This window comes from Sphingomonas faeni, assembly GCF_024273235.1.
In the GTDB taxonomy this organism is placed as follows: Bacteria; Pseudomonadota; Alphaproteobacteria; order Sphingomonadales; family Sphingomonadaceae; genus Sphingomonas; species Sphingomonas faeni_A.
In genome coordinates this window covers 12106-34713 of record NZ_JANBVH010000044.1, presented here as the reverse complement: position 1 = coordinate 34713, position 22608 = coordinate 12106, and the positions used below count along the sequence as shown (strand labels likewise).

The 22608-nt window shown below is 67.5% G+C and carries 27 protein-coding genes; 17 read left to right on the top strand and 10 right to left on the bottom strand.

What is annotated here, in order from left to right:
- Nucleotides 1-369 precede the first annotated feature (369 nt).
- The 9 genes from NLI89_RS18610 (at nucleotide 370) to NLI89_RS18570 (ending at nucleotide 6609) form a co-directional block, all read left to right on the top strand.
- Complete coding sequence (locus NLI89_RS18610; RefSeq protein ID WP_254688343.1) at nucleotides 370-1035, top strand: energy transducer TonB; 666 nt, start codon at nucleotides 370-372, stop codon at nucleotides 1033-1035.
- Between the two features lie 76 nt (nucleotides 1036-1111).
- Nucleotides 1112-1459, top strand: coding sequence for a hypothetical protein (locus tag NLI89_RS18605; protein ID WP_254688342.1), 348 nt, complete (start codon nucleotides 1112-1114; stop codon nucleotides 1457-1459).
- Nucleotides 1460-1482: 23 nt separating this feature from the next.
- Complete coding sequence (ribD, locus tag NLI89_RS18600; RefSeq protein WP_254688341.1) at nucleotides 1483-2622, top strand: bifunctional diaminohydroxyphosphoribosylaminopyrimidine deaminase/5-amino-6-(5-phosphoribosylamino)uracil reductase RibD; 1140 nt, start codon at nucleotides 1483-1485, stop codon at nucleotides 2620-2622.
- Complete coding sequence (locus NLI89_RS18595) at nucleotides 2622-3248, top strand: riboflavin synthase (RefSeq protein WP_254688340.1); 627 nt, start codon at nucleotides 2622-2624, stop codon at nucleotides 3246-3248. Before ribD ends, NLI89_RS18595 begins: the two co-directional genes overlap by 1 nt.
- Nucleotides 3232-4398 (top strand): 3,4-dihydroxy-2-butanone-4-phosphate synthase, encoded by a 1167-nt coding sequence (gene ribB / locus NLI89_RS18590; RefSeq protein WP_439144542.1) that lies wholly within the window; start codon nucleotides 3232-3234, stop codon nucleotides 4396-4398. The genes NLI89_RS18595 and ribB overlap by 17 nt, the downstream gene beginning before the upstream one ends.
- Entirely contained in the window at nucleotides 4398-4820 is a 423-nt protein-coding gene (gene ribH, locus NLI89_RS18585; protein WP_254688339.1) for a 6,7-dimethyl-8-ribityllumazine synthase, read from the top strand. The genes ribB and ribH overlap by 1 nt, the downstream gene beginning before the upstream one ends.
- Before the next feature lie 9 nt (nucleotides 4821-4829).
- Nucleotides 4830-5030: a DUF4169 family protein gene (locus NLI89_RS18580; protein WP_254688338.1), complete on the top strand. Its 201-nt coding sequence runs from the start codon at nucleotides 4830-4832 to the stop codon at nucleotides 5028-5030.
- A 352-nt stretch (nucleotides 5031-5382) separates the two neighbouring features.
- Nucleotides 5383-6198 carry a DUF1206 domain-containing protein gene (locus NLI89_RS18575; protein WP_254688337.1) on the top strand — a complete coding sequence of 272 codons (816 nt, stop codon included), beginning with the start codon at nucleotides 5383-5385 and terminating at the stop codon, nucleotides 6196-6198.
- A 36-nt stretch (nucleotides 6199-6234) separates the two neighbouring features.
- Nucleotides 6235-6609 carry a hypothetical protein gene (locus NLI89_RS18570; RefSeq protein WP_254688336.1) on the top strand — a complete coding sequence of 125 codons (375 nt, stop codon included), beginning with the start codon at nucleotides 6235-6237 and terminating at the stop codon, nucleotides 6607-6609.
- Between the two features lie 6 nt (nucleotides 6610-6615).
- On the opposite strand, the gene NLI89_RS18565 is transcribed toward NLI89_RS18570, so the two are convergent.
- Together NLI89_RS18565 and NLI89_RS18560 are read right to left on the bottom strand one after the other, a co-directional pair.
- The gene (locus tag NLI89_RS18565) at nucleotides 6616-7110 is read right to left on the bottom strand and encodes a hypothetical protein (protein ID WP_254688335.1); all 495 of its coding nucleotides are present in this window, start codon (nucleotides 7108-7110) and stop codon (nucleotides 6616-6618) included.
- A gap of 240 nt (nucleotides 7111-7350) precedes the next feature.
- Nucleotides 7351-8439, bottom strand: coding sequence for an alkene reductase (locus NLI89_RS18560; protein WP_254688334.1), 1089 nt, complete (start codon nucleotides 8437-8439; stop codon nucleotides 7351-7353).
- A 51-nt stretch (nucleotides 8440-8490) separates the two neighbouring features.
- On the opposite strand from NLI89_RS18560, the gene NLI89_RS18555 reads away from it, so the two are divergent.
- The 6 genes from NLI89_RS18555 (at nucleotide 8491) to NLI89_RS18530 (ending at nucleotide 14626) form a co-directional block, all read left to right on the top strand.
- Nucleotides 8491-9483 carry a DMT family transporter gene (locus tag NLI89_RS18555; RefSeq protein ID WP_254688333.1) on the top strand — a complete coding sequence of 331 codons (993 nt, stop codon included), beginning with the start codon at nucleotides 8491-8493 and terminating at the stop codon, nucleotides 9481-9483.
- Entirely contained in the window at nucleotides 9480-10133 is a 654-nt protein-coding gene (locus NLI89_RS18550) for a COQ9 family protein (RefSeq protein WP_254688332.1), read from the top strand. The genes NLI89_RS18555 and NLI89_RS18550 overlap by 4 nt, the downstream gene beginning before the upstream one ends.
- Before the next feature lie 196 nt (nucleotides 10134-10329).
- Nucleotides 10330-10605 carry a FeoA family protein gene (locus NLI89_RS18545; protein WP_060526089.1) on the top strand — a complete coding sequence of 92 codons (276 nt, stop codon included), beginning with the start codon at nucleotides 10330-10332 and terminating at the stop codon, nucleotides 10603-10605.
- A 9-nt stretch (nucleotides 10606-10614) separates the two neighbouring features.
- On the top strand, nucleotides 10615-12489 hold the full coding sequence (gene feoB, locus NLI89_RS18540; protein WP_254688331.1) for a ferrous iron transporter B: 1875 nt from the start codon (nucleotides 10615-10617) through the stop codon (nucleotides 12487-12489).
- Nucleotides 12490-12497: 8 nt separating this feature from the next.
- Entirely contained in the window at nucleotides 12498-13088 is a 591-nt protein-coding gene (ssb, locus tag NLI89_RS18535; protein ID WP_254688330.1) for a single-stranded DNA-binding protein, read from the top strand.
- Between the two features lie 5 nt (nucleotides 13089-13093).
- Nucleotides 13094-14626 (top strand): sensor histidine kinase, encoded by a 1533-nt coding sequence (locus tag NLI89_RS18530; RefSeq protein ID WP_254688329.1) that lies wholly within the window; start codon nucleotides 13094-13096, stop codon nucleotides 14624-14626.
- Here NLI89_RS18530 and NLI89_RS18525 read toward each other — a convergent pair.
- From NLI89_RS18525 to metX, 4 genes are all read right to left on the bottom strand, one after another.
- Entirely contained in the window at nucleotides 14623-15003 is a 381-nt protein-coding gene (locus NLI89_RS18525; protein ID WP_254688328.1) for a response regulator, read from the bottom strand. The two genes, NLI89_RS18530 and NLI89_RS18525, sit on opposite strands and share 4 nt — an antisense overlap.
- A 94-nt stretch (nucleotides 15004-15097) precedes the next feature.
- A complete protein-coding gene (gene metW / locus NLI89_RS18520) occupies nucleotides 15098-15685 on the bottom strand; it encodes a methionine biosynthesis protein MetW (protein ID WP_254688327.1) in 588 nt (195 codons plus the stop codon).
- Nucleotides 15682-16116 carry a GNAT family N-acetyltransferase gene (locus tag NLI89_RS18515; RefSeq protein WP_254688326.1) on the bottom strand — a complete coding sequence of 145 codons (435 nt, stop codon included), beginning with the start codon at nucleotides 16114-16116 and terminating at the stop codon, nucleotides 15682-15684. The genes metW and NLI89_RS18515 overlap by 4 nt, the downstream gene beginning before the upstream one ends.
- Nucleotides 16113-17279, bottom strand: a complete 1167-nt coding sequence (metX, locus tag NLI89_RS18510; protein ID WP_439144541.1) for a homoserine O-acetyltransferase MetX — start codon at nucleotides 17277-17279, stop codon at nucleotides 16113-16115. Before metX ends, NLI89_RS18515 begins: the two co-directional genes overlap by 4 nt.
- Before the next feature lie 256 nt (nucleotides 17280-17535).
- On the opposite strand from metX, the gene hisC reads away from it, so the two are divergent.
- Nucleotides 17536-18633 (top strand): histidinol-phosphate transaminase, encoded by a 1098-nt coding sequence (gene hisC, locus NLI89_RS18505; protein ID WP_439144543.1) that lies wholly within the window; start codon nucleotides 17536-17538, stop codon nucleotides 18631-18633.
- The gene (locus NLI89_RS18500; RefSeq protein ID WP_254688324.1) at nucleotides 18633-19541 is read left to right on the top strand and encodes a prephenate/arogenate dehydrogenase family protein; all 909 of its coding nucleotides are present in this window, start codon (nucleotides 18633-18635) and stop codon (nucleotides 19539-19541) included. Before hisC ends, NLI89_RS18500 begins: the two co-directional genes overlap by 1 nt.
- A gap of 164 nt (nucleotides 19542-19705) precedes the next feature.
- Here the strand turns inward: NLI89_RS18500 and NLI89_RS18495 are convergent, their stop codons facing one another.
- The 4 genes from NLI89_RS18495 to ftsE are packed head-to-tail and all read right to left on the bottom strand — an operon-like array spanning nucleotide 19706 to nucleotide 22528.
- Complete coding sequence (locus NLI89_RS18495; protein ID WP_254688323.1) at nucleotides 19706-20386, bottom strand: lysophospholipid acyltransferase family protein; 681 nt, start codon at nucleotides 20384-20386, stop codon at nucleotides 19706-19708.
- Entirely contained in the window at nucleotides 20383-20919 is a 537-nt protein-coding gene (locus tag NLI89_RS18490) for a YdcF family protein (protein WP_439144540.1), read from the bottom strand. Before NLI89_RS18490 ends, NLI89_RS18495 begins: the two co-directional genes overlap by 4 nt.
- On the bottom strand, nucleotides 20916-21815 hold the full coding sequence (locus NLI89_RS18485) for a cell division protein FtsX (RefSeq protein WP_254688322.1): 900 nt from the start codon (nucleotides 21813-21815) through the stop codon (nucleotides 20916-20918). Before NLI89_RS18485 ends, NLI89_RS18490 begins: the two co-directional genes overlap by 4 nt.
- A complete protein-coding gene (gene ftsE, locus NLI89_RS18480; RefSeq protein WP_254688344.1) occupies nucleotides 21812-22528 on the bottom strand; it encodes a cell division ATP-binding protein FtsE in 717 nt (238 codons plus the stop codon). The genes NLI89_RS18485 and ftsE overlap by 4 nt, the downstream gene beginning before the upstream one ends.
- Between the last annotated feature and the right edge of the window lie 80 nt (nucleotides 22529-22608).

Below are 22608 nucleotides of genomic sequence, written 5' to 3'. Positions count from 1 at the left end.
GTAGCGCCGGTCACTTTATGGCGGTCCTAGAAGCACCGCTCCCACCTGAGGCACCACCCCGGCGAAGGCCGGGGCCCAATTGGGAACGTGGTCAACTAAGCGCTGCACTGCGTTACTACGGCCTTTCCAATTGGGCCCCGGCCTCCGCCGGGGTGGTGACTTTGATGCGTCCCGCGCGGCCGCCAAACAGGTAGCGGCACCACCCAAACCACCCCTCGACATCAAGCATGTTCCGACCGGGAAAGGCTTGGGGAAGCGCACACGCGATCTTCCCCAAAACAAGCTGCCACATCAATGTAATGATGTACCATCCCAAACGGCGGTGCCTATCTCGCCGCCAGCCTCGAGGAGAAACAGGGGAGACGGAAGATGTACGCGGATCGACCAAACCGGACGGACGGATTCAATCCCGGGAGTCTCGGCGTCGCGCTGGCCATCAACTGCGCGGTGATCGGAGCCTTGTTCTTCGCTGCACCGAACGTGCTGCCGTTCGTGCCCGACACGCGACTCATAACCTATGTGCCGTACACGCCGCCCCCGCCGCCCGAGCCGGCGCCACCCCAGGATCCGCTGATCCGCCAGCAACCTCGCCCAGCCCCGCGTCCCGATGCACCGATCACGGTCGTGCAGATTCCGCAGACCGATGGCTTCACGGTCGCCCCCGACCCGCTCCCCTACACCCCGCCGATCGGGATCGAAGGCACCGGCACCGGAACCGTCGCGGTCGATCCGCCCAAGCCTGCGCCGGTGTTCGTCCAGCCCGGCATCGACCCACGCTACGCCGCCGACTTCCAGCCGGGCTACCCGTCCGAGGAACGCCGCGCCGAACGCGAGGGCAAGGTCGTGGTGCGCGTGCTGGTCGGCACCGATGGCCGCGTGAAGCAGGTCGAGCGGATCAGCGCGACCACCGACGCCTTCTACCGCGCGACGCTGGACCGGGCGCTGGCGAAGTGGCGGTTCAAGCCGGCGACACGCGACGGCGTGCCGGTCGAGGCGTGGCGATCGATGTCGCTGACGTTTGTCTTGCAGAACTGAACTTGGTGTCTTGCAGAACTGAACCTTAGGAGTGCGGGGCTGGCCTAGCCCGCCCCGCACCCCTATCTTGCGCCGCATGGGCCTTTTCAGTCGCTTCTCACCGATCGTCGCCTATCGCGACCTGCGGCTCTTCCTGAGTCAGCGCCAGCCGTACGAGTTGATCTTCCTCGTGGCGGCGCTCGGGGTCACCAGCTTCCTGATCTACGCGTTCATGAAGGATTCGTACGTCGAGCAGGAATACCGCCCGAAGATCATCTATGTCGAGCAATGGCCCGCGGATCGCACCGATGCGGAGATCATCGCCCAGCAGAAGATCGACGCACCGATCAAGGCCAAGGCGCTCGCCGAGCAAAAGGCCCGGGAGGACGCCCAGCGCGCCGCATTCAAGCGGCTCGACGACAAGCTCAAGGCGATGGGAATCTGACCCAGGCGACGGACGCCCGGTGGATGGGCGCCGCACTGGCGCTGGCCGAGCGGGGGCGCGGGCGGACCGCACCCAACCCCAATGTCGGCTGCGTGATCGTCGCCGATGGCCGCGTCGTCGGACGCGGCTGGACGCAGGCGGGGGGTCGTCCGCATGCCGAGGCGATGGCACTGGCCGAGGCTGGCGCGAAAGCTCGGGGGGCTACGGCCTACGTCACGCTTGAGCCGTGTGCGCACCAATCGCCGCGCGGTCCGGCGTGCAGCGACTTGCTGATCGAATCGGGTGTCGCGCGAGTCGTTGCGGCGCTCGAGGATCCCGATGTACGAACGGCCGGCCTAGGCTTTGCCCGGCTTGGTGCGGCGGGGATTGCCGTAACGCGCGGGACTCGCGCGGAAGAGGCCCGCCGCTCGATGGCCGGCTTTCTCACGCGGCAGGCCCTCGGCCGCCCCCATGTCACCCTGAAGCTCGCAACCTCGCTCGACGGCTGCATCGCGATGGCGGACGGGTCGAGTCGCTGGATCACCGGCGCCGAAGCGCGGGCGCATGCGCATCTGGAGCGGAGCCGGCACGAAGCGATCCTCGTCGGTCGCGGGACGTACGAGGCCGATGCACCGCGACTCGACGTGCGGTTGCCAGGTCTGGAAGCGCGCAGTCCGAAGCGCGTACTTCTGTCGGCGAACCTCACCGTCCCCCCCGCCCCCTCCCCCTCTCCCCGTCATTCCAGCGAAAGCTGGAATATCCCCGTTGCCAGCCACGACGGAGCCTCACGGGGAGACCCCAGCTTTCGCTGGCGTGACGGAATTGGGGCAGGTGACGAAATAACGGCTGCAGACAAAATGATCGCGGAACGAGGAGTTACAGCAGATGGCCACGCAAGCTGGACCATCATCTCGTCCCCGCAAGCCATCATTACCCTCCCCGATATCGACCACATACTGGTCGAAGGCGGCGCTGCCGTAGCGTCGGCGTTCCTCGCGGCCGATCTGGTCGACCGGCTCATCCTCTACCGCGCGCCGATCCTGATCGGCGGCGGCAAGCCCGCACTCCGCGACATCGGCCTCACCGACCTGGCGGATACGCACCAACGCTGGACACACGTCGATGCGCGGCAACTTGGCAGCGACCGGCTCGAGGTCTACGAGCGCGAACGAAACGAGGCATAATGTTCACCGGAATCGTCACCGACATCGGCACTGTTACGCGCGTGGAGTCGCCCGGCGACACGCGCGTCGTCGTCAGCACCGCCTATGATACCGCGACCGTCGATCTCGGCGCGTCGATCTCCTGCTCGGGCGTCTGCCTGACGGTCGTCGATAAAGGCCCGAACTGGTTCGCGGTCGACGTCTCCGGCGAGACGATCAGCCGCACCGCCCAGGACCAGTGGACCGAGGGCCGGAAGTTCAACCTCGAACGCGCGATGAAGCTCGGCGACGAACTCGGCGGCCATATCGTCACGGGGCATGTCGACGGCCTCGGCACGGTCGTCGCGGTGTCGGAAGAAGGCGGCTCGCACCGCGTCACGATCCGCGCCGGCGCCGACATCGCGCCGTTCATCGCGCCCAAGGGCTCGGTTACGGTCGACGGCGTCTCGCTGACCGTGAACAGCGTCCATGATATCGATGGCCCTGATGGTCAAAGGGACGTCGAGTTCGGCCTCAACATCATCCCGCATACCTGGAGCGTCACCACGCTCGGTACGATCCACGTGGAACAGTCGGTCAACATCGAGATCGACGTCCTCGCCCGCTACCTCCAAAGAATGGAGCATTACCGTGCCTCTGCCCGCTGAGCGTTCGTCCGAATTGGCCCGTCTGAAGCATGGCTATCTGTCGACCCCCGAAGAGATCATCGATGAGGCGCGCAACGGCCGGATGTTCATCCTGGTCGACGACGAGGATCGCGAGAACGAGGGCGATCTCGTCATCCCCGCGCAGATGGCGACGCCCGAGAAGATCAACTTCATGGCCAAATACGGCCGTGGCCTGATCTGCCTCGCGCTGACCCGCGACCGCACCGAGGAGCTCGGGCTCGAACTGATGAGCCGCAACAACGGCACCCGGCACGAAACCGCGTTCACCGTCTCGATCGAGGCGCTCGAAGGCGTGACGACCGGCATCTCGGCCGCGGATCGCGCGCGTACCATCGCGGTGGCGGTCGATGCGACCAAGGGCAAGGCGGACATCGTCACCCCCGGCCACGTCTTCCCGCTGGTCGCACGCGACGGCGGCGTGCTGATCCGCGCCGGCCATACCGAGGCGGCGGTCGACGTCGCGCGGCTCGCCGGGCTCAACCCCTCGGGCGTGATCTGCGAGATCATGAACGAGGACGGCACGATGGCGCGGATGGACGACCTCGTCACCTTCGCGCAGTTCCACAACGTCAAGATCGGCACGATCCGCGATCTGATCGCGTATCGCCGCCGCTACGACCACCTCGTCGAGAAGCGCGCCGAGGCGAAGTTCACCTCCGAATGGGGCGGCGACTGGACCGCGCTGACGTTCTGGAACAAGGCGACCGGCACCGAGCAGGTCGCACTGGTCAAGGGCAGGATCGATCCCGACACGCCGACGCTGGTCCGCATGCACGCGCTGTCGCCGTTCGCGGATATCTTCGGCGAATCGGGTGATCGCGGCCGTATCCTCGCGCGCTCGATGCAGATGATCGCGGACGAGGGCGCGGGGGTGATCGTCGTCATCAACCGGCCCCGTGGAAACACCTTCACCTCGGCGGTGATGAAGAAGGCCGGCGCGGAGATTACGCCCGACATGGAGGAACTGCGCGACTACGGCGTCGGCGCGATGATCCTGACCGAGCTCGGCGTGCATGACATGGTGCTGATCACCAACACGCACCACACGCTGGTCGGCCTCGACGGCTATGGCCTGTCGATCGTCGGCGAGCGCCGCATCGCGTCCCTGGATATCGAAAAGAGCAACTAATGGCCCATCTCCTCATCGTCGAAGCGCGCTTCTACGACCACCTCAACGACCTCCTCGTCGAAGGCGCTAAGGCGGCGATCGAAGCCGCCGGCCACACGCACGAGACGATCACCGTGCCCGGCGCGCTCGAAGTCCCCGGCGCGATCGCGCTGGCGGCCGCGAGCGAGACGTTCGACGCGTATGTCGCATTGGGCGTCGTGATCCGCGGCGAGACCTATCATTTCGAGATCGTCGCGGGCGAGAGCGCGCGCGGGATCATGCAGCTGACGATGGACGGGCTGGCGATCGGCAACGGCATCCTGACGACCGAGAACGAAGCGCAGGCACTCACGCGGGCGCGTCCGACCGAGGGCGACAAGGGCGGCGGTGCGGCGAACGCAGCGCTGGCGATGCTGGCGCTGAAGGACCGCTTCCTCGCGTGAGATGCGCGCGTGGGTGAGGTGATCAACCTGCGGCTCGCGCGGAAGCAGCGGGCGAGGAGCGAGGCTGTGGTGCGGGCCGAGGGAAACCGGCGGCTGTTCGGGCGGACCGGGGCGGAGAAGGCGGCGGAAGCAGCGGAGCGGGCTCGGGTCCGGAACACGCTGGACGGCGCGAAACTCGACAGCCCCACACCCGACAAAGCCGCAAAATAGCCCTCCCACGGCAAAGCCGTCGTGGCCCCTTTGCGAACGCCCAACCCACAATCCTCCCCCGCCAGGGGGAGGTGGCGCCGTAGGCGACGGAGGGGGAGGACACGGAACAGCGGTTTGCCCTTACCTCCCCCTCCGTCAGGCAAGAGCCTGCCACCTCCCCCTTGCGGGGGAGGATCGTGACGTGGTGCGGCACCGCTCCTTGTTCTCCCGCGAAGGCGGGAGCCCAGTCTGGATCCCCGCCTTCGCGGGGAAACAACTCTCAGATTGCCGCCGGCAACCACACCTCCCGCGGCCCTTGCGTAGGAACGTCCAGTCCCCCGCGCCGTTATGCCCCCGTAACAAAGGGGCGCTCATGATTTCGGATGCGAATGCGACGTTGCTCGCCAAGCTCGGCTTTGCCGCGCGCGGGGTGGTCTATATTCTCGTCGGCTGGTTCGCCGTCGACGCGGCACTCCGCGGTGGCGAGATTGCCGACAACCAGGGCGCGATCGGGTCGATGGCCGACGGACCGCTCGGGCCATTGCTGCTGGCGATCGTCGCGGCCGGTCTGCTCGGCTACGCGGTCTGGCGGCTGACCGAGTCCGCCGCCAATCCCGAGGGAATCGGCAGCGACATCAAGGGCAGCCTCAAGCGCATCGGCCACCTCGTCAGCGGGATCGCGCACCTGATCCTTGCCTGGACCGCCGCCAAGCTCGCCATGAAAATCGGATCGCGCGACGCATCGGTTTCGCCCGGCGATGAAAGCGCACGCGACTGGACTGCGCTGTTGCTCGACCAGCCCGCCGGACGCGTTCTGGTCGGTGCAGTTGCGGTCGGCGTGCTGGTCGCCGCGTTCCAGCAGGCGCAAAAGGCCTGGCGCGGCGAATTCATCCACGACCTCCGTGGCGACGCCCCCGCCCCCGGCTATGTCTGCACGATGGGCAGGGTCGGCTACGGCGCCCGCGCGCTGGTGTTCCTGATCGTCGCCGGACTGTTCGGGCTGGCAGCGTGGACCGCGCATGCGAGCGACGCAGGCGGCGTGGCCGATGCACTGCAGATGCTGCAGTCGCAACCGGGCGGCAAGTGGCTGCTGGCGCTGACCGGGATCGGGCTGGCGCTGTTCGGTGCGTACAGCCTGGTCGAGGCGCGCTTTCGCCGCCTGCACGTCGACCTGCCCGGTACCGATTGATAGCGGATCGTTAACATACCGGTGCTAGCGGACAGCATGTACACGATCAGCTTCGACGCCCCGACCAAGACGCTCACCATCGTCACCGAAGGCTTCTGGTCGGTCGCGACAACCGCGGCGTTCTCCGCCGAGCTGCTCGCGCGGGGCACGGCGGCGCGGCTGTATCACGGCCGGTTCGTCGTGCTCGCCGACCTTCGCAAGGCCGCGATCCAGCCGCTGAAGGTGGTCGATGCGCTCGAAGCGATGATGCCAAAGGCGCTCAAGGTAACCTCCGCGCCGATCGCGGCAGTGGTCGCCTCGCATTTGGCGAAGCTCCAGACCGAGCGCTATCTCAAGGCCGAGAACTGCCGGACGTTTCTCGATATCGACGCAGCAAGGCTGTGGCTCGCGGGCGACGGCCACGCCGCCTGACGCACTTCAGTCCCGCGGTGCCCTCTCCAGCAACGCCGCCTCGACCTCTTCGATCGTGATGCCGAACGCGCCGGCGAGCCCCGACAAGGACGCACCGCGATCGGCGAGCGTGCGGATTCGGGCGGTATCGACGATGGTCTTGTAGCTGCGCGTATCACGGTCGGTCTTCGATTCCTCGCCGCTGCGGGCGAGCGCGCCCGAGCGGCGGCGTTTGGAGATCTTCAGCGCCTCGACGTCGTTGGTCGGCGGTGCATCGAGCCGCGCCTTGATCCGCTGATCCTCCTCGATCCGCCGGCTTTCGCGGGCGCGTTCGCGTTCCTGGGACTGGCGGTCACGCTCGACGGCCCGCGATTCGGATCGCTGTTCCGCAGCGGCTAGCCGTTCCTTGGCGCGCTGTTCGCGGTCCCTGGCCCGCTCTTCCGCCCGCCGCGCGGCGCGGTCCGCGGTGCCCGGCATGAGCGGCCCCGTTCCCCTGCCCCCGCTCGGCCAGCCGTCGGTCATTGCATATCCTGTCGTCACCGATGCGCCCCTGCGGCGCTGAAGCGCGCTGCTAGGCGATGGCGGCGCGGGTGACCAGAGGCAGCCCTTTCGTGATCCTCCCCCGCCAGGGGGAGGTGTCGCCGAAGGTGACGGAGGGGGAGGACACGGAACCGACGTGGGCGCATGCCTCCCCCTCCGTCAGGCTGACGCCTGCCACCTCCCCCTGGCGGGGGAGGATCGAGCGCCAGCCTCCTTCACCGCTTACGCGTTCGCAGTCTCGAGCGCCGGGTAGTCGATATACCCCTCGGGCCCCTGGCTGTACCACGTCTTCGCATCGTCCTTGGCCAGCGGTGCGCCGCTACGCAGACGCTCCGGCAGGTCCGGATTGGCGATGAACGGGCGCCCAAAGCTGATCGCGTCGGCATCGCCCTTGTCGAGTTCCGCCTGCGCCTTCTCCAGCGTGTCGTAATCCGAGTTCACGACCAGCACGCCCTTGAACACTTTCCGGATCGCCGGGCTGAGCTTCGGCACATCGGTGCGGCCGAAGGTGCCGTCGGGGCCCGGCTCGCGCAGTTCGAGGAACGCGATGCCGAGGTCGGACAGCGCCTTCGCAGCAGCGGTGAACAGCGGCTCGGGATTGCTGTCGTCGACGCCCTGCGACTCGCCGTTCGGCGACAGGCGGACGCTGGTCCGATCGGCACCGGCGACCGAGATGACTCGCTCGGCGACTTCGCGCAGCAGGCGGATACGGTTCTCGATTCCGCCGCCATATTCGTCGGTGCGCAGGTTCGCGTTATCCCGCAGGAACTGGTCGATCAGATAGCCGTTCGCGGCGTGGATCTGCACGCCGTCAAAGCCTGCCGCCAGCGCGTTCTTGGTCGCCAGCTCGTAATCGTTCAGCAGGCGCGGGATTTCGTTCAGTTCGAGCGGACGCGCAACCTCGAAATCCTGCTTGCCCTCGAACGTGTGCGCCTGGCCTTCGGTCGCGGTGGCCGATGACGACACCGGCTGGCCGCCGATCACCGACGAATGGACCTGCCGACCCATGTGCCACAGCTGCGCGATGATCCGGCCACCGGCGGCGTGGACCGAGTCGGTGACGGGCTTCCAGGCGGCGACCTGCGCATCGGTCCACAGGCCCGGCGCGAACGGCCAGCCCAGACCTTCGCGGCTGATGCCGGTGGCCTCCGAGATGATCAGGCCCGCGCTCGCCCGCTGCGTATAATACTCGACCATCATGCCGGTCGGCACGGCATCCTTGTCGGCACGCCCACGCGTAAGCGGCGCCATGAGGATGCGGTTCGGCGCGGCGACAGCGCCAAGGGTGATGGAATCGAAAAGGCTAGGCATGGAAGCTCCTTATTGGCCTGACGGGCGGAAGATAGGAGGCTACAGGGCGGCATGCATCGCCCCGCCCCGCAAACATTATCTAGCGCGCCCGATACGCCGCACGGCTTGACCGCGGACGTGAAGACCGTTGCCGCGCCTGGCCTGGTTGCGTTTGCCGCGCTGGTGGTGGCGAACGTCGCACTGGCATTCGGGCCGTGGTTCGTGCGCGCGACCGAGGTCGGGCCGGTGGCAGCCGGGTTCTGGCGGCTGACGCTCGCGGTGCCGTTCCTCATTGCCCTGGCGGTCCAGCAGGGCGCGCGACCGACCCGGCTGAGCCGTGGCGTATGGATCGGGCTGATCGCGGGCGGCGTGTGTTTCGCCGCCGATCTCGGCGCGTGGCATCTCGGGATACACCGCACGACGCTCGCCAACGCGACGCTGTTCGGCAATGCGGCGACGCTGATGTTCCCGATCTACGGCTTCCTGATCGCGAAGACCTGGCCGACGCGAACGCAGGGCTGGGCGCTGGTGCTCGCGGCGGCGGGCGCCGCGTTGCTGCTCGGGCGCTCCTACGAGCTCGATGCGAAAAACCTGGCGGGCGACCTGCTCTGCATCCTCGCCGGGCTGCTCTATACCGTCTATTTCATCCTGATGGCGCGCGCGCGGGCGACGCTCGCGCCGCTGTCCGCGCTGACCCTGTCGACGCTCGCGGGGATCGTCCCGCTGCTCGTGTTCGCGCTGGCGATGGGCGAGCGCGTGGTGCCGACGCACTGGGGGCCGCTGATCGGGCTTGCCCTGTGCAGCCAGGTGCTCGGGCAGGGGTTGATGATCTATGCGCTCGGCCGCTTCACGCCGCTGGTGATCGGGATCGCCTTGCTGATCCAGCCTGTGGTTGCCGGCGTGGTGGGTTGGCTGGTCTATGGCGAGCGGCTCGGCACGGCGGACCTGGCCGGCGTCGTGATGGTCGCGGTCGCGCTGGTGCTCGTGCGTCAGGGACCTCCCCCCGAATTACCTCTTGAAGACGCGCGCGACACGCCTGATTTTGGACGGCAGGAGACGGTATGACCCAGGACCTTACGCTCGACGAAATCCGCGCCCTGCTGGCGCCCGGCATCGCTTCCAACGCGGCGTTCGACGGCTGGAGCGACGCCGCGCGCGACATGGCCGCGCAGGCCGAGGGAATCGACACCGACGTCGCCGCGCTGGCGTTCAAGGACGGCCCGGTCGACATGATCGACGCCTGGTTCGCGCATATCGACGGCGTGATGCTGGCCGCAGTGCCGCCCGAGCGGCTCGCGCTGATGAAGATCCGCGAGAAGATCACCGCATTGGTCGAGGCGCGACTCGATGCGACGTCGATCGATCGCGAATCGCTGCGCCGTGCGGTGGCGATCCTCGCGCTCCCGCAGAACCTGGCAAAGGCGACGCGGCTCGGATGGCGGACGGTCGATACGATCTGGCGTGCGGCCGGCGACGTCTCGACGGATTATAATTACTACACGAAGCGGACGATCCTGCTCGGCGTGTACGCGTCGACGATCACGGTGTTCCTCGACGACGAGAGCGAAGGCCTCGCCGAAACGCGCGCGTTCCTCGGTCGCCGGATCGACGGGATCATGCAGTTCGAAAAGGCCAAGGCCGGCTTCCTCAAGCGCACCGAGCACGGCTTCAGCCTGTCGCGATTCGTTGGTCGGCTGCGCTATCCAACGGCCTGAGCGCGCCGACATTGGTCTCAGCTATCGCGATAAGGAACCGCGTTCCCCGGCGGAAGCGGGGGTCCAGGAGCCACAAACGTCATCGCTCGCGACCCTGGGCTCCTGCTTCCGCGGGAGAACAAGAATATACTCGGGATGCATGGTTGCTTGCCTGGGGGCTTCCCTTGCCCGCGGGTTACTGATAATCACTCGCATCATGGACACTCGCCCCGATCGTTCCGTCAGCCTCGAAACCCTGCCGCGCAAGCAGCACGCTATTGTTGCGGCAATCGAATGGGCGCGACTCGCCGGGCCGGAAGCGCGTCGCCTGCGCGAACTGGGTTTCGACGAGGGGGTCGATGTCGAGGTGCTGCACCGCGCGACGCTGGGCCAGGGCCCGATCGCCTGCCGGATCGGCCGCATGACCGTCGCACTCCGCCGCGCGGTCGCCGGCGCCATTCACGTTTCGCCGATGCCTGCCGCCGCCGAATAATCCTTTAGAATGAACGCAGCACCGCTGGTTGCGCTGGTCGGCAATCCCAATGCCGGCAAGAGCGCGCTGTTCAATGCGCTGACCGGTGCGCGCCAGAAGGTCGGCAATTATCCGGGCGTCACGGTCGAGCGGAAGGTCGGGCGGCTGATGCTCGACGACGGGCGGCCGATCGAACTGGTCGATCTGCCCGGCGCGTACAGCCTCGAGCCCTCCTCCCCCGACGAGCGGGTCACGCGCGACGTCGTCACCGGCACGCAGGATGGCGAGCGCCTGCCCGACGCGCTGGTCGTGGTCGTCGATGCCGCCAATCTCGACAATCACCTGCGCTTTACGCTCCAGCTGATCGCGCTTGGCCTGCCGGTGGTGGTCGCGCTCAACATGGTCGATCTGGCGGAGCGCGACGGGCTGAAGCTCGACCCGAAAGTGCTCGAACGCGAGCTCGGCGTGCCGGTGATCCCGACCGTCGCGGTGCGCAAGCGTGGCCTAGACGAGTTGAAGGCCGCTCTCTCCAGCATCGTCATCAACGGCCCGATGCGGCTGCGCAAGTCAGACGGCAGTGTCCAGGACGATATCGTCACGCTCCAGCGCCGCGCCCGTACGATCGCCACCGCGGCGACCGTGTCCGAGACGACCGTTCGTCGCTGGACGCACATGCTCGATGCGGTCGCGCTGCACCCGGTCGCCGGCCCGATCCTGCTGCTCGCGATCATGTTCCTGATGTTCCAGGCGGTGTTCAGCTGGGCACAGCCGTTCATGGACGCGATCGATGCGGGCTTCACCGCGTTGCAGGGCTTCCTGACCGCCGAACTCCCCGATTCGCTGCTCCGGTCATTATTGGTCGACGGCGTGATCGCCGGCGTCGGCGCGGTCATCGTGTTCCTGCCGCAGATCCTGATCCTGTTCCTCTTCATCCTAGTCCTCGAGGCGAGCGGCTACATGGTCCGCGCCGCGTTCCTGATGGACCGGGTGATGGCGAGCGTCGGGCTGTCGGGCCGCGCGTTCATCCCGCTGCTGTCGAGCTTCGCGTGCGCGATCCCCGGCATCATGGCGACACGGACGATCGACGACGAGAAGGACCGGCTGACCACGATCCTGATCGCGCCGCTGATGACGTGTTCCGCGCGCCTGCCGGTCTACACGCTGATCATCGGCGCGTTCATTCCCAACACGCAGGTGCTGCCGTTCGTCGGCTTGCAGGGGCTGGTGATGCTTGGGCTGTACGTGATGGGCATCGTCGGCGCGTTCGTCGCCGCGCTGGTGCTGCGCCGGACGGTGACCAAGGGCGTATCGTCGGGCTTCATGATGGAGATGCCCAAATACCAGTGGCCGCAGTGGCGCGACGTCGGCATCGGCCTGTGGAGCCGCGCGCAGATCTTCCTGAAGCGCGCCGGCGGCATCATCCTGACCTCGACGATCATCCTGTGGGTGCTGCTGAGCTTCCCCAAGCCGCCCGAGCAGCCCGTCGGCGCACCGAAGATCTCGGCGGTCGATTATTCGGTCGCGGGTCGCATCGCCAACGGCATCGCGCCGGTGTTCGCACCGATCGGCTTCAACCGCGACATCGTCCTCGCGCTGATCCCGGCGATGGCCGCGCGCGAAGTCGCGGTAGCCGCGATCGGCACGGTCTATGCGATCGACGATCCCGACAGCAACCAGGGCGGCAAGGCCATGGTCGAGAATCTGCGCGGTCGCTGGAGCCTGCCGACCGCGCTCGCCTTCCTGATGTGGTTCGTGTTCGCGCCGCAGTGCATCTCGACCATCGCCGTGACCCGTCGCGAGACCAACGGGTGGAAATGGCCCGCCTTCATGGTTGGCTATTTGTTCGCCGCCGCCTACATCATGGCTGGCATTACATACTGGCTGGCGGTGTTCGCCGGCCTCTGAGGGGCATCATGGCAGGCAGCGTCAACAAGGTCATCATCGTCGGCAATCTGGGTCGCGACCCGGAGAGCAAGGCGTTCCAGAACGGCGGCAAGGTCGTCAATCTGCGCATCGCGACATCGGAGTCCTGGAAGGACAAGATGTCGGGCGAGCGCAAGGAAAAGACCGAATGGCATTCGGTCGCGATCTTCAACGAAGGTCTGGCGAACGTCGCGGAGAAGTATCTCCGCAAGGGCTCGAAGGTCTATATCGAGGGCGCGCTCCAGACCCGGAAGTGGCAGGACGCGCAGGGCCAGGACAAATATTCGACCGAGATCGTGCTGCAGGGCTTCAACAGCGTGCTGACGATGCTCGACGGCCCGAACGGCGGCCAGGGTGGCGGCGCAGGCGGCGGCGGTGGTAGCCGCGGCGGTGGCGACGACTGGGCCGGCGGTGGCGGCGGCAACGACTTCGGCGGTGGTTCGTCGGGCGGCGGCGGCGGTTACGGCGGCGGCGGTCGCGGCGGTAGCGCGCCCTCGGGCGGCGGTGGCGGCGCACGCGGCGGCAGCTTCGGCCAGACCGGCGGCTTCTCGGACGATCTCGACGACGACGTGCCGTTCTAAGCTCCGTGCCGACGCTGATATCTCTACCGGCGACCACCTCGTTCGACGAAGCTGCGCGCGCGCGCGTGATTGCGTCCTACGACGTGGCGGGCGCGCGCGCGAAGGGCCAGTTGGACGACATCGTGTCGTTCGCGGCCGAGCTTTGCGGTGCGCCGGTCGCGCTGCTGAGCCTGGTCGAGGAAGAGTATCAGCGTTTCCTGTCGCGCACCGGCACCGATCTGGAACAAACGCCGCGCAGCATGTCGTTCTGCGCGCACGCGATGCACCATCATGCGGTGATGGAGGTGCCCGACGCGCAGGAGGATCCGCGCTTCGTCGACAATGCGCTGGTGACCGGGCCGCCGTATGTGCGGTTCTATGCGGGTGCGCCTCTGGTCTCCAGCGAAGGCGTGCCGCTGGGCGCGCTGTGCGTCCTGGCGCCCGATCCGCGCGAGGGGCTGAACCGGTTCCAGCGCGACGGCATGACGTTGCTCGCGAAGGCCGCGATGGGCCGCCTCGACGATCGCCGGGCGGCGCGCGAGCAGGCGATGGCCGAGGCCGAGGCCCGACGGACGCTCGAGGCGAGCGATCTGCGCTTCCGTACACTCGCGGACACGATGCCGCAGATGGTGTGGTCGACGCTGCCCGATGGCTTCCACGATTATTTCAACGCACGCTGGTACGAATTTACCGGCACGCCCGTGGGGACGACCGACGGCGAGGGCTGGAACGACATGTTCCACCCCGAGGATCAGGATCGTGCCTGGGCGCTGTGGCGTCACTCGCTCGACACGGGCGAGCCGTACAATATCGAATACCGGCTGCGGCATTTCGACGGCACGTACCGCTGGGTACTCGGCCGCGCGCTGCCGGTGCGCGACCAAAGCGGTGCGATCCAGCGCTGGTTCGGGACGTGCACCGACATCCACGAACAGAAGCTCGCCTACGAAGAGCGCGAGGTCATCAGCCAGGAGTTGAGCCACCGCATCAAGAACATCTTCGCGGTGATCGCCGGCCTGATCGCGTTCGCCGCCCGCGGCAAGCCCGAGTTCGCCGGCATCGCGACCGACCTGCGCCACCGCATTACCGCGCTGGGCCGCGCACACGACTTCGTCCGACCACACAGCGCCAACTCACGCCCTTCCGCGGCGCAGAACAGCCTGCACGGGCTGTTGCAGGAGCTGTTCGAACCGTATCAGCGCGTCGACGCCATGCGCGTGATGGTATCGGGCGACGACGTGACGATCGACGATCGCTCCGCCACGCCGCTCGCGTTGCTGTTCCACGAGCTGGCGACCAACGCGACCAAATATGGCGGGCTCGCCACCGAACTGGGCACCGTCCGGATCGCCGTGTCTGCAAGCGACGACAGGGTGACGCTGACCTGGAGCGAGGAAGGGGGGCCGGTCGTGATCGAACCGACGACACCAGCCGGCTTCGGCACGCAGCTCATCGAGATGAGCGCCGTGCGTCAGCTAGGCGGCAGGATCGAGCGCCTGTGGAACGACTCGGGCCTGACCGTCGTGCTCGATATCCCGAAGGCCGCGTTCAGCCGCTAGATGATGCGGATGACGTCGTCGTGGATGGCCGGCTGCTCGTCGCAGGCCAGGGCGGCCGCGGCCAGGATCGCCGCGTCGCTGAACGGCTTGCGGATATAGCCCAGGCACTCCGCATCGCCGATCTGTGCGGGATTGGCCGTGACGAACACGACCTTGACGCCGTATTCGTCCGACATCCACTTGGCGATCTCGGGCCCGGTCGCGCCATCGCGTAGATTGATATCGACGAACGCGAAGCTGCACCCCGGGGCCGCCGCGATCGCGCTCTCGCGATCGGCCGCGATCCCCGCGACGTCGTACCCGGCATCTATGAGGATTCTCTCGAGGTCGAGTGCGACGAAAATCTCGTCTTCGACAATGAGGGCGGTCTTGGTCATCGGCGTGTTAACCGGTCGCCGACCGATCGGTTCCGTGGCGATACTGATCTCGATCAGTATTCGAAGACATAGTGTTACATTTAACGCAGGACAGTTACCGCCGCAGCAAGAAAACCGCGTGCTCGGCCAGCAGGTTGGCCCCCCCCGCGCCGGTGCGCGTGTCGCCCGACAGGAACCAGGCGTTCTCGACGATGATCCCGCGCGCCTTAACGAAGCTGCGGAAATCGTCGATCGTGACGTGGTGGATATTCGGCGTGTCGTACCAGCTCTCGGGCAATTGCCGCGTGACCGGCATCCGCCCGCCCCACAGCAGCGACAGCCGCACGCGCCAATGCGCGAAATTGGGGAAGCTGACGAACGCCCGCCGGCCAATCCGCAACAGGTGATCGAGCACGAGGTCGGGGGCGCGCGCGGTCTGCAACGTCTGGCTGAGGATCGCGTAATCGAAGCTCGCGTCCGGGTAGCCCGCGAGGTCGATATCGGCGTCCCCCTGGATCACCGACAGCCCGCGCGCGACTGCCGAGGCGACGTTGTGCGCGTCGATCTCCAGCCCGCGCGCATCGACGTCGCGGGTGTCGCGCAGCGCCGCCATCAGCGCGCCATCGCCACAGCCGATATCGAGCACGCGACTGCCTTGCGCGACATTCTCGGCGATGACGGCGAGGTCGGTTCGTAAGGTCATGGCGCGGTCCGCAATTGTTCGGCGAGGCCGGGTGCGAGCCTCTCCATATAGCGATCGGCGCGGACCAGCGGGTGGAAGCCGAGCCCCTTATAGACGCCGTGCGCGTCGGCAGTGACGAGGCCGATCCGCCGCAACCCGGCGAACGACGGGTGATCGAGGAACCAGCTCACCATCCGCCGCCCGAGCCCCTGCCCGCGCACGGACTCCTCGACCCAGACATCGGCAAGCCACGCGAACGTCGCATGATCGGTGATCATCCGCGCAAACCCGACCTGCGCATCATCCCGATACGCACCGAGGCAATGCGAGCCGGCGATCGCGCGCTCGACCAGGTCGCGTTCGATCCCCGGCGACCAATAGCTGCCGGCCAGCCAGCCATGGATGCGGTTGATCTGCAACCGGCGCGCGTCGTCCGAAAGGATGATCGTCATCGCCCCGCCCTCAGGAAACCGTCGACGACCCGGTTGAGATCGGGCGCATCGAGCAGGAACGCGTCGTGGCCGTACGGGCTCGACAGCTCGACGAAGCTGACCGGCGCACCGGCTGCGTTCAGCGCCTGGACGATCGCGCGGGACTCGGCAGTCGGGTACAGCCAGTCTGTGTCGAAGCTGACGAGACAGAACCGCGACTTGGTCGCGCGGAAAGCGTTGGCGAGCAGCCCGCCATGCTCCTCGGCGAGATCAAAATAATCCATCGCCCGCGTGATGTAGAGATACGAGTTGGCATCGAACCGGTCTGTGAAGGCGAGCCCCTGGTGGCGCAGATAGCTCTCGACCTGGAAATCCGCGTCGAACCCGAACGATTTCGCGTCGCGCGCCTGGAGCCGCCGCCCGAACTTCTCGGTCAGCCCCGCCTCTGACAAGTACGTGATGTGCGCCGCCATCCGCGCGACCGCGAGTCCGGCGGTCGGCGCGGCATCGTCATGATACTCGCCGCCACGCCAGTTGGGATCGGCCATCACCGCCTGGCGTCCGACCTCATGGAAGGCGATGTTCTGCGCGGTGTGGCGCGCGGTCGAGGCGATCACGACGCAGGCCTTCACGCGGTCGGGGAAGGTCGCGGGCCAGCTCAGCGCCTGCATCCCACCCATCGATCCGCCGACCACCGCGTGGACCACGCCGACGCCGAGATGATCGAGCAGCATCGCCTGCGCACGGACCATGTCGCGGATCGTGATGACCGGGAAATTCATCGCCCAGGGTCGCCCGGTCGCCGGGTTGATCGTCGCCGGGCCGGACGAGCCCATGCAACTGCCGAGCACGTTGGCGCAGACGATGAAATGGCGCGCGGGGTCGATCGGCTTGCCCTCGCCGACCATGCGCGTCCACCAGCCGGGCTTGCCGGTGCGCGGGTGGTTGGAGGCGACATGCTGGTCGCCGGTCAGCGCGTGACAGATCAGGACCGCGTTGGAGGCGTCGGCGTTGAGCGTGCCGTAGGTCTCATACGCGATGTCGACCGGCGACAGCAGCACGCCGCCATCGAGCCTGAGCGGTCCCGGCAACGTGACGCGACGGGCGAGGCCGAAGCGCTGGTCGGCGTCGTGGCCGGCGCTGGGGTCGATGGCAGGCGTGTCGAGCATGCCGCGCGCTACCATAAGCGCCCGCCGTCATGCCAGCGCCACCTCCTCGATCCTCCCCATCATCCGTCATCCGTCCTCGTCATCCGTCATCCTGACGAAAGTCAGGACCCAGGGTAACGAGCGCTGACCTCCGTGGCTCTGGGTCCTGACGTTCGTCAGGATGACGGGGAGAAGGTGGGCCACCGATCCTTCCGGACGACCTCCCCCCCACGCACAAATATTTGCCACCGCGGCACCGTGCCCGCTATGTCCCGCGGCCATGACAAACATCATGCCCGCACCCGCGCCGAAGCCCTGGATTCTGGGGATCGCGCCGTACACGCCCGGTCGCTCGACGACCGACGATGGCCGCACCGTGATCAAACTGTCGTCGAATGAAAACCCGCTCGGCACCAGCCCCGCCGCGAAGGCCGCGTTCGATGCCGCCGACCGGACGCTGGAACGCTACCCCGACGCCGGCGCGACCGCGCTGCGCGAGGCACTGGCGGCGCATTACGACCTCGATCCGGCGCGCGTCATCTACGGCACCGGCTCGGACGAGATCCTGCATCTGGTCGCGGGCGCCTATGCGGGCCCCGGCGACGAGATCATCCACGTCCGCTACGGCTTCGCGGTCTACGAGATCGCGACGCGCCGCGTCGGTGCCGAGCCGGTCATCGTCGACGACCGCGACTACGCCACCGACGTCGACGCGATCCTCGCCGCAGTCACCGAGCGCACCCGAGTCGTGTTCGTCGCCAACCCGAACAATCCGACCGGCACCTTCACGCCCCGCGCCGAAATCGCGCGGCTGCATGCCGGCCTGCCGAAGTCTGTGCTGCTGGTGCTCGACCAGGCCTATGCCGAATATCTCTCGCCCGAGGAGGACGATGCCGGCTTGGCACTGGCGATGACCGAGGCGAACGTGCTGGTCACGCGGACCTTCTCGAAGATCCACGGGCTTGCCGCCGAGCGGATCGGCTGGGGCTATGCCTGCGCGCCGATCATCGACGCGATGCACCGCATCCGCGCACCGTTCAACGTCACCACCGCGGGCCAGGCCGCCGCAGTCGCCGCGATCGCCGACACCGCCTTCGTCGAGGCAACGCGGGTACATAACGACACATGGCGCGGCTGGTTCGTCGAGCAGATCGGGCAGATGGGCAATGCCGGCCTGCGCTGCGTACCGTCCAAGGCGAACTTCGTACTGGTGCTGTTCGAGGGCAGTCTGACCGCCGACGCCGCCTATCACGGGCTGATGGAGGCGGGCTACATCGTCCGCTGGCTGCCGGGCCAGGGCCTGCCCAACGCGCTGCGCATCACGATCGGCACCGAGGAGGAAACGCGCGGCGTCACCGCGGCGCTGCGCAACCTGGTCGAATCCGCCTGATGCTGCCGTTCGCGCGCGTCACGATCATCGGGCTGGGACTGATCGGCTCGTCGGTGGCGCGCGCGGTACGGGAAACGATGCCCACGGTCCGCGTCACCGGCTACGATGCCGACGCCGGCGTGCGCGAAACAGCGGACCGGCTGCAGTTCTGCGACGACGTCGCGGGTTCGGCCGGTGCCGCGGTAATCGATGCGGACCTCGTGATCCTATGCGTACCCGTCGGCATCATGGGCGATGTCGCGCGCGAGTTCGCGGCCGAACTCCCCGCCGATGCGGTCGTCAGCGACGTCGGCAGCTGCAAGGCCGAGATCGTCCGCGCGCTCACCGAAGCCCTGCCGAACGCGATCGTGATCCCCGCGCATCCGGTCGCCGGCACCGAACGGAGCGGCCCCGAGGCCGGGTTCGCGACGCTGTTCCGCCACCGCTGGTGCATCGTCACGCCCCCCGAAGGCGCCGACCCGGTCGCGGTCGAGCGCGTCTCGGAATTCTGGCGGCGGCTCGGCGCGCAGGTCGAGACGATGGCCCCCGAGCATCACGACCGCGTCCTCGCCGTCACCAGCCATCTGCCGCATCTGATCGCCTACACGATCGTCGGCACCGCAGGCGATCTGGAGGAAGTGACCCAGTCGGAAGTCATCAAATATTCCGCCGGCGGGTTCCGCGATTTCACGCGGATCGCGGCGTCGGACCCGACGATGTGGCGCGACATCTTCCTCAACAACCGCGAGGCGGTGCTGGAGATGCTCCAGCGCTTCTCCGAGGATCTGAGCCAGCTCCAGCGTGCGATCCGCTGGGGTGACGGCGACGCGCTGTTCGACCTGTTCACGCGGACGCGGGCGATCCGGCGGAGTATCGTCGAGCAGGGGCAGGACGACGACGTGCAGGATTTCGGGCGTACGCACGGCTGAGGGGGAGCCTCTCACACCGTTCATAAGCGCGCCACCACCCCGGCGAAGGCCGGGGCCCAGTTGGGAGACGTCGCTGATGTGCGTTGCGCGTCGTTACCTCGGCCTACCCAACTGGGCCCCGGCCTCCGCCGGGGTGGTACCGTTTGGGGGTACCTTCCCCGACCCTAATCCAGCGCGTTCATCGCCGCGTGGACCCGCTGCTCCGCCTCTTCGCGCGGCAGACCAGGCGGCACCACCTCGCCGAACCGGAAGGTGATCACCCCCGGCAGCTTCGGCCCCTTCTTCGGCCACACCAGCCCACTATCGCACGCGATCGGCACCGTCGGCATCTTCAGCGCACGATAGAGTCCTGCGAACCCCGGCTTCAGCGGCGGATGCTCACCGGGCAAGACGCGCGTCCCCTCGGGAAAAATGAGTATCGAGCGGCCCGTCGCCTTCGCCGCGCTCGCTTCGCGCATCATGTTGCGCATGGCCTTGGCCGAGGCCTCGCGGTCGACCACGATCGCGCCGTATTTACGCGCCGCCCAACCCCAGGCCGGGATGTCGGCCAACTCGCGCTTCAGCACGATCGCCGGGCCGTCCAACAACGCCTGCAATTCGAGCGTCTCGAACATCGCCTGATGCTTGCACGCGTAGAAGGCCGGTTCGGTCGGCCGGGTCCCTTCGATCCGGATATGCACGCCCAGGATCCACCGCGCGCACCAGCGATGGAACCGCGTCCAGATCGTCGAATGCACGATCACCGCGCGCGAGCCGAACAGCGCCGAGATCGGCACGGTCACCACGATCGGCACCGAGATCGTATAGAAAACGAGCATGAACGCCCAGTTACGCAGCCAGATCATCCGCCATATCCAATCCACAACGCGATCCGGCGAAGGATCAACTTGTTGTATTCGTTGACCAAGGTCCCGAGCCTCGGCGTACCGGGCACGCCATCGCCCAGGATCACCACATTCTTGTCGAGCGCCGCCGACAGCTCCATCCGGGCGCGGGCGACATGCCAGTCCGACGTCACCAGCCGCACCGACCGGTATTTGTGCACCCGCACCCACTGCGCGGTTTCCTCGGCGTTGGACCGCGTGTCGACCGCGTCGCCGCCAAGATCGATACAGCAGGCGAACAGCGCAGGCGACGTCCGATACTCCAGCGCAAGGTCGATCGGCCGCACTCCCGGCGCGACCCCCGTCACCAGCATCCGCTTCGCCTGATGATCGCGGAGCAGCGCGATGCCGCGGTCGATCCGCCCTGCCCCGCCGGTCGGCACGACGATCGCATCGGTCGTGAAACCATCGAGCGGCTGGGGCAGCAGCAGCATGAACACCGCGAACCCGAACGCCCAGGCGAGACCCAGGATGCCGAAGAACCGCACGATCACAGGATGTGCCTCAACGCGCGGACGATCGTGACGCGCGCCGCGAGCGTGGCGAGGACGACGAACGCGACCGGAAGCAGCGCGAGCACCACCCAGTCGACCCCGCCGAGCGTCACGCCGCCGAGCAAGTCCGAGCCCAGTCCGTGCAACCGGATGCCGATGAACCCGACCACCAGCAGCGCGACGACACCGCCGCCGACGCCACCGATCGTCGCATCGATCGCGATCCGCCGCTGGAACAGCCGCGCGACCTGAAGATCGGTCGAGCCGAGCATGTGCATCACCGCGATCGTCGCGCGGTGCGTCTCGAGCCCTGCGCGCGCGGCGAGCACGACGACTGCGGCGGTCGCGCTCGCCATCAGCAGCACCAGCGCCAGTGCGAGAAACGTCAGCGAGCGCATCACGTCGTTGACCGGCGACATCCAGCTTTCATGCCGATCGACGCGGACCGCCGGGCCGAGCCGCCGCACCGTCTCCGCGACCCGCGCGGCCGCCGCCTCGCCGTGATCGGCGAGATCGACGTCGATCATCGCGGGCACCGGCAATTGCGGATCGGCGCCGTCCGACCCGAGCCAGGGTTGCAGCAACCGTGTCAGTTCGGCGCGATCGACCGGCGTCGCCTTCGCCACCGCCGGCATCCTGCGCAACGCAGCCAGCACGCGCGCGGCGGCGACGTCGCGGCGCACCGGATCGCCATCGACGATCTGCACCGTCAACCGCCCCGCGAGTTGCCGGTCGAGCAACCGCGCAGCCCCCGCGGTTGCCAGCCCAAGTGCGGCTGCGAGCATCGTCAGGAACAGCATGATCGCCATCACCCACGTCATCGCGCGCAGGCCGCCGGCTTCGTCGAGGACGCGGCGTTCGGCCGAAGACCGCGCTTTGGTGGCGCGACCGATCATTCGGGCCGCGTCGGCGGATAACGGAGCGATCCCGTCGGATCGAGCAGCCGCCCGCGATCGAGCCGCATCATCTGCGCCCCCGGTATCCGCCCCAGCAAATGGAAGTCGTGCGTCGCGACCACGACCGTCGTCCCCAGCTTGTTGAGCGATTCGAACAGATGCAGCAGCCGCTCGGCCATGTCGGGATCGACGTTGCCGGTCGGCTCGTCCGCGACCAGGATCTCGGGGCGTGCGATCACCGCGCGCGCGATCGCGACGCGCTGTTGCTCGCCACCCGACAGCGTCGCCGGCCGCGCATCGGCGCGCTCGGCAAGCCCGACCCAGGCGAGCATCTCGCGCACCGGCTGCTCGATATCCGCCTCGGGCATCCCGGCGACCCGCAACGGCAGCGCGATGTTATCCCAGGTCGACAGGTGCGGCACGAGCCGGAAATCCTGGAACACCACGCCGATCCGGCGGCGAAATCCCGGCAGGCGATCGCGCGACAGCACCACCGCATCCTCGCCGAACAGCCGGATCACGCCGCGCGTCGGCCGTTGCGCGAGGTACAGCAGCTTCAGCAGCGAGGTCTTGCCGGCGCCACTCGCACCGGTGAGGAAATAGAACGCACCGCTACGCAGCGTGAAGCTGACGTCTGAGAGCGTCTCCGGTCCAGCGTCCGGACCCGTGCCGTACCGAAGCCCGACATTCTCGAATTGGACGATATTCGCCATGACGTGGTTGCGCCCGCTTTCGCCCGCTTGATGCCCGTGCCAATGCCCGTATCGGCGCTTTCGCATGAAAGCGCGGGCCG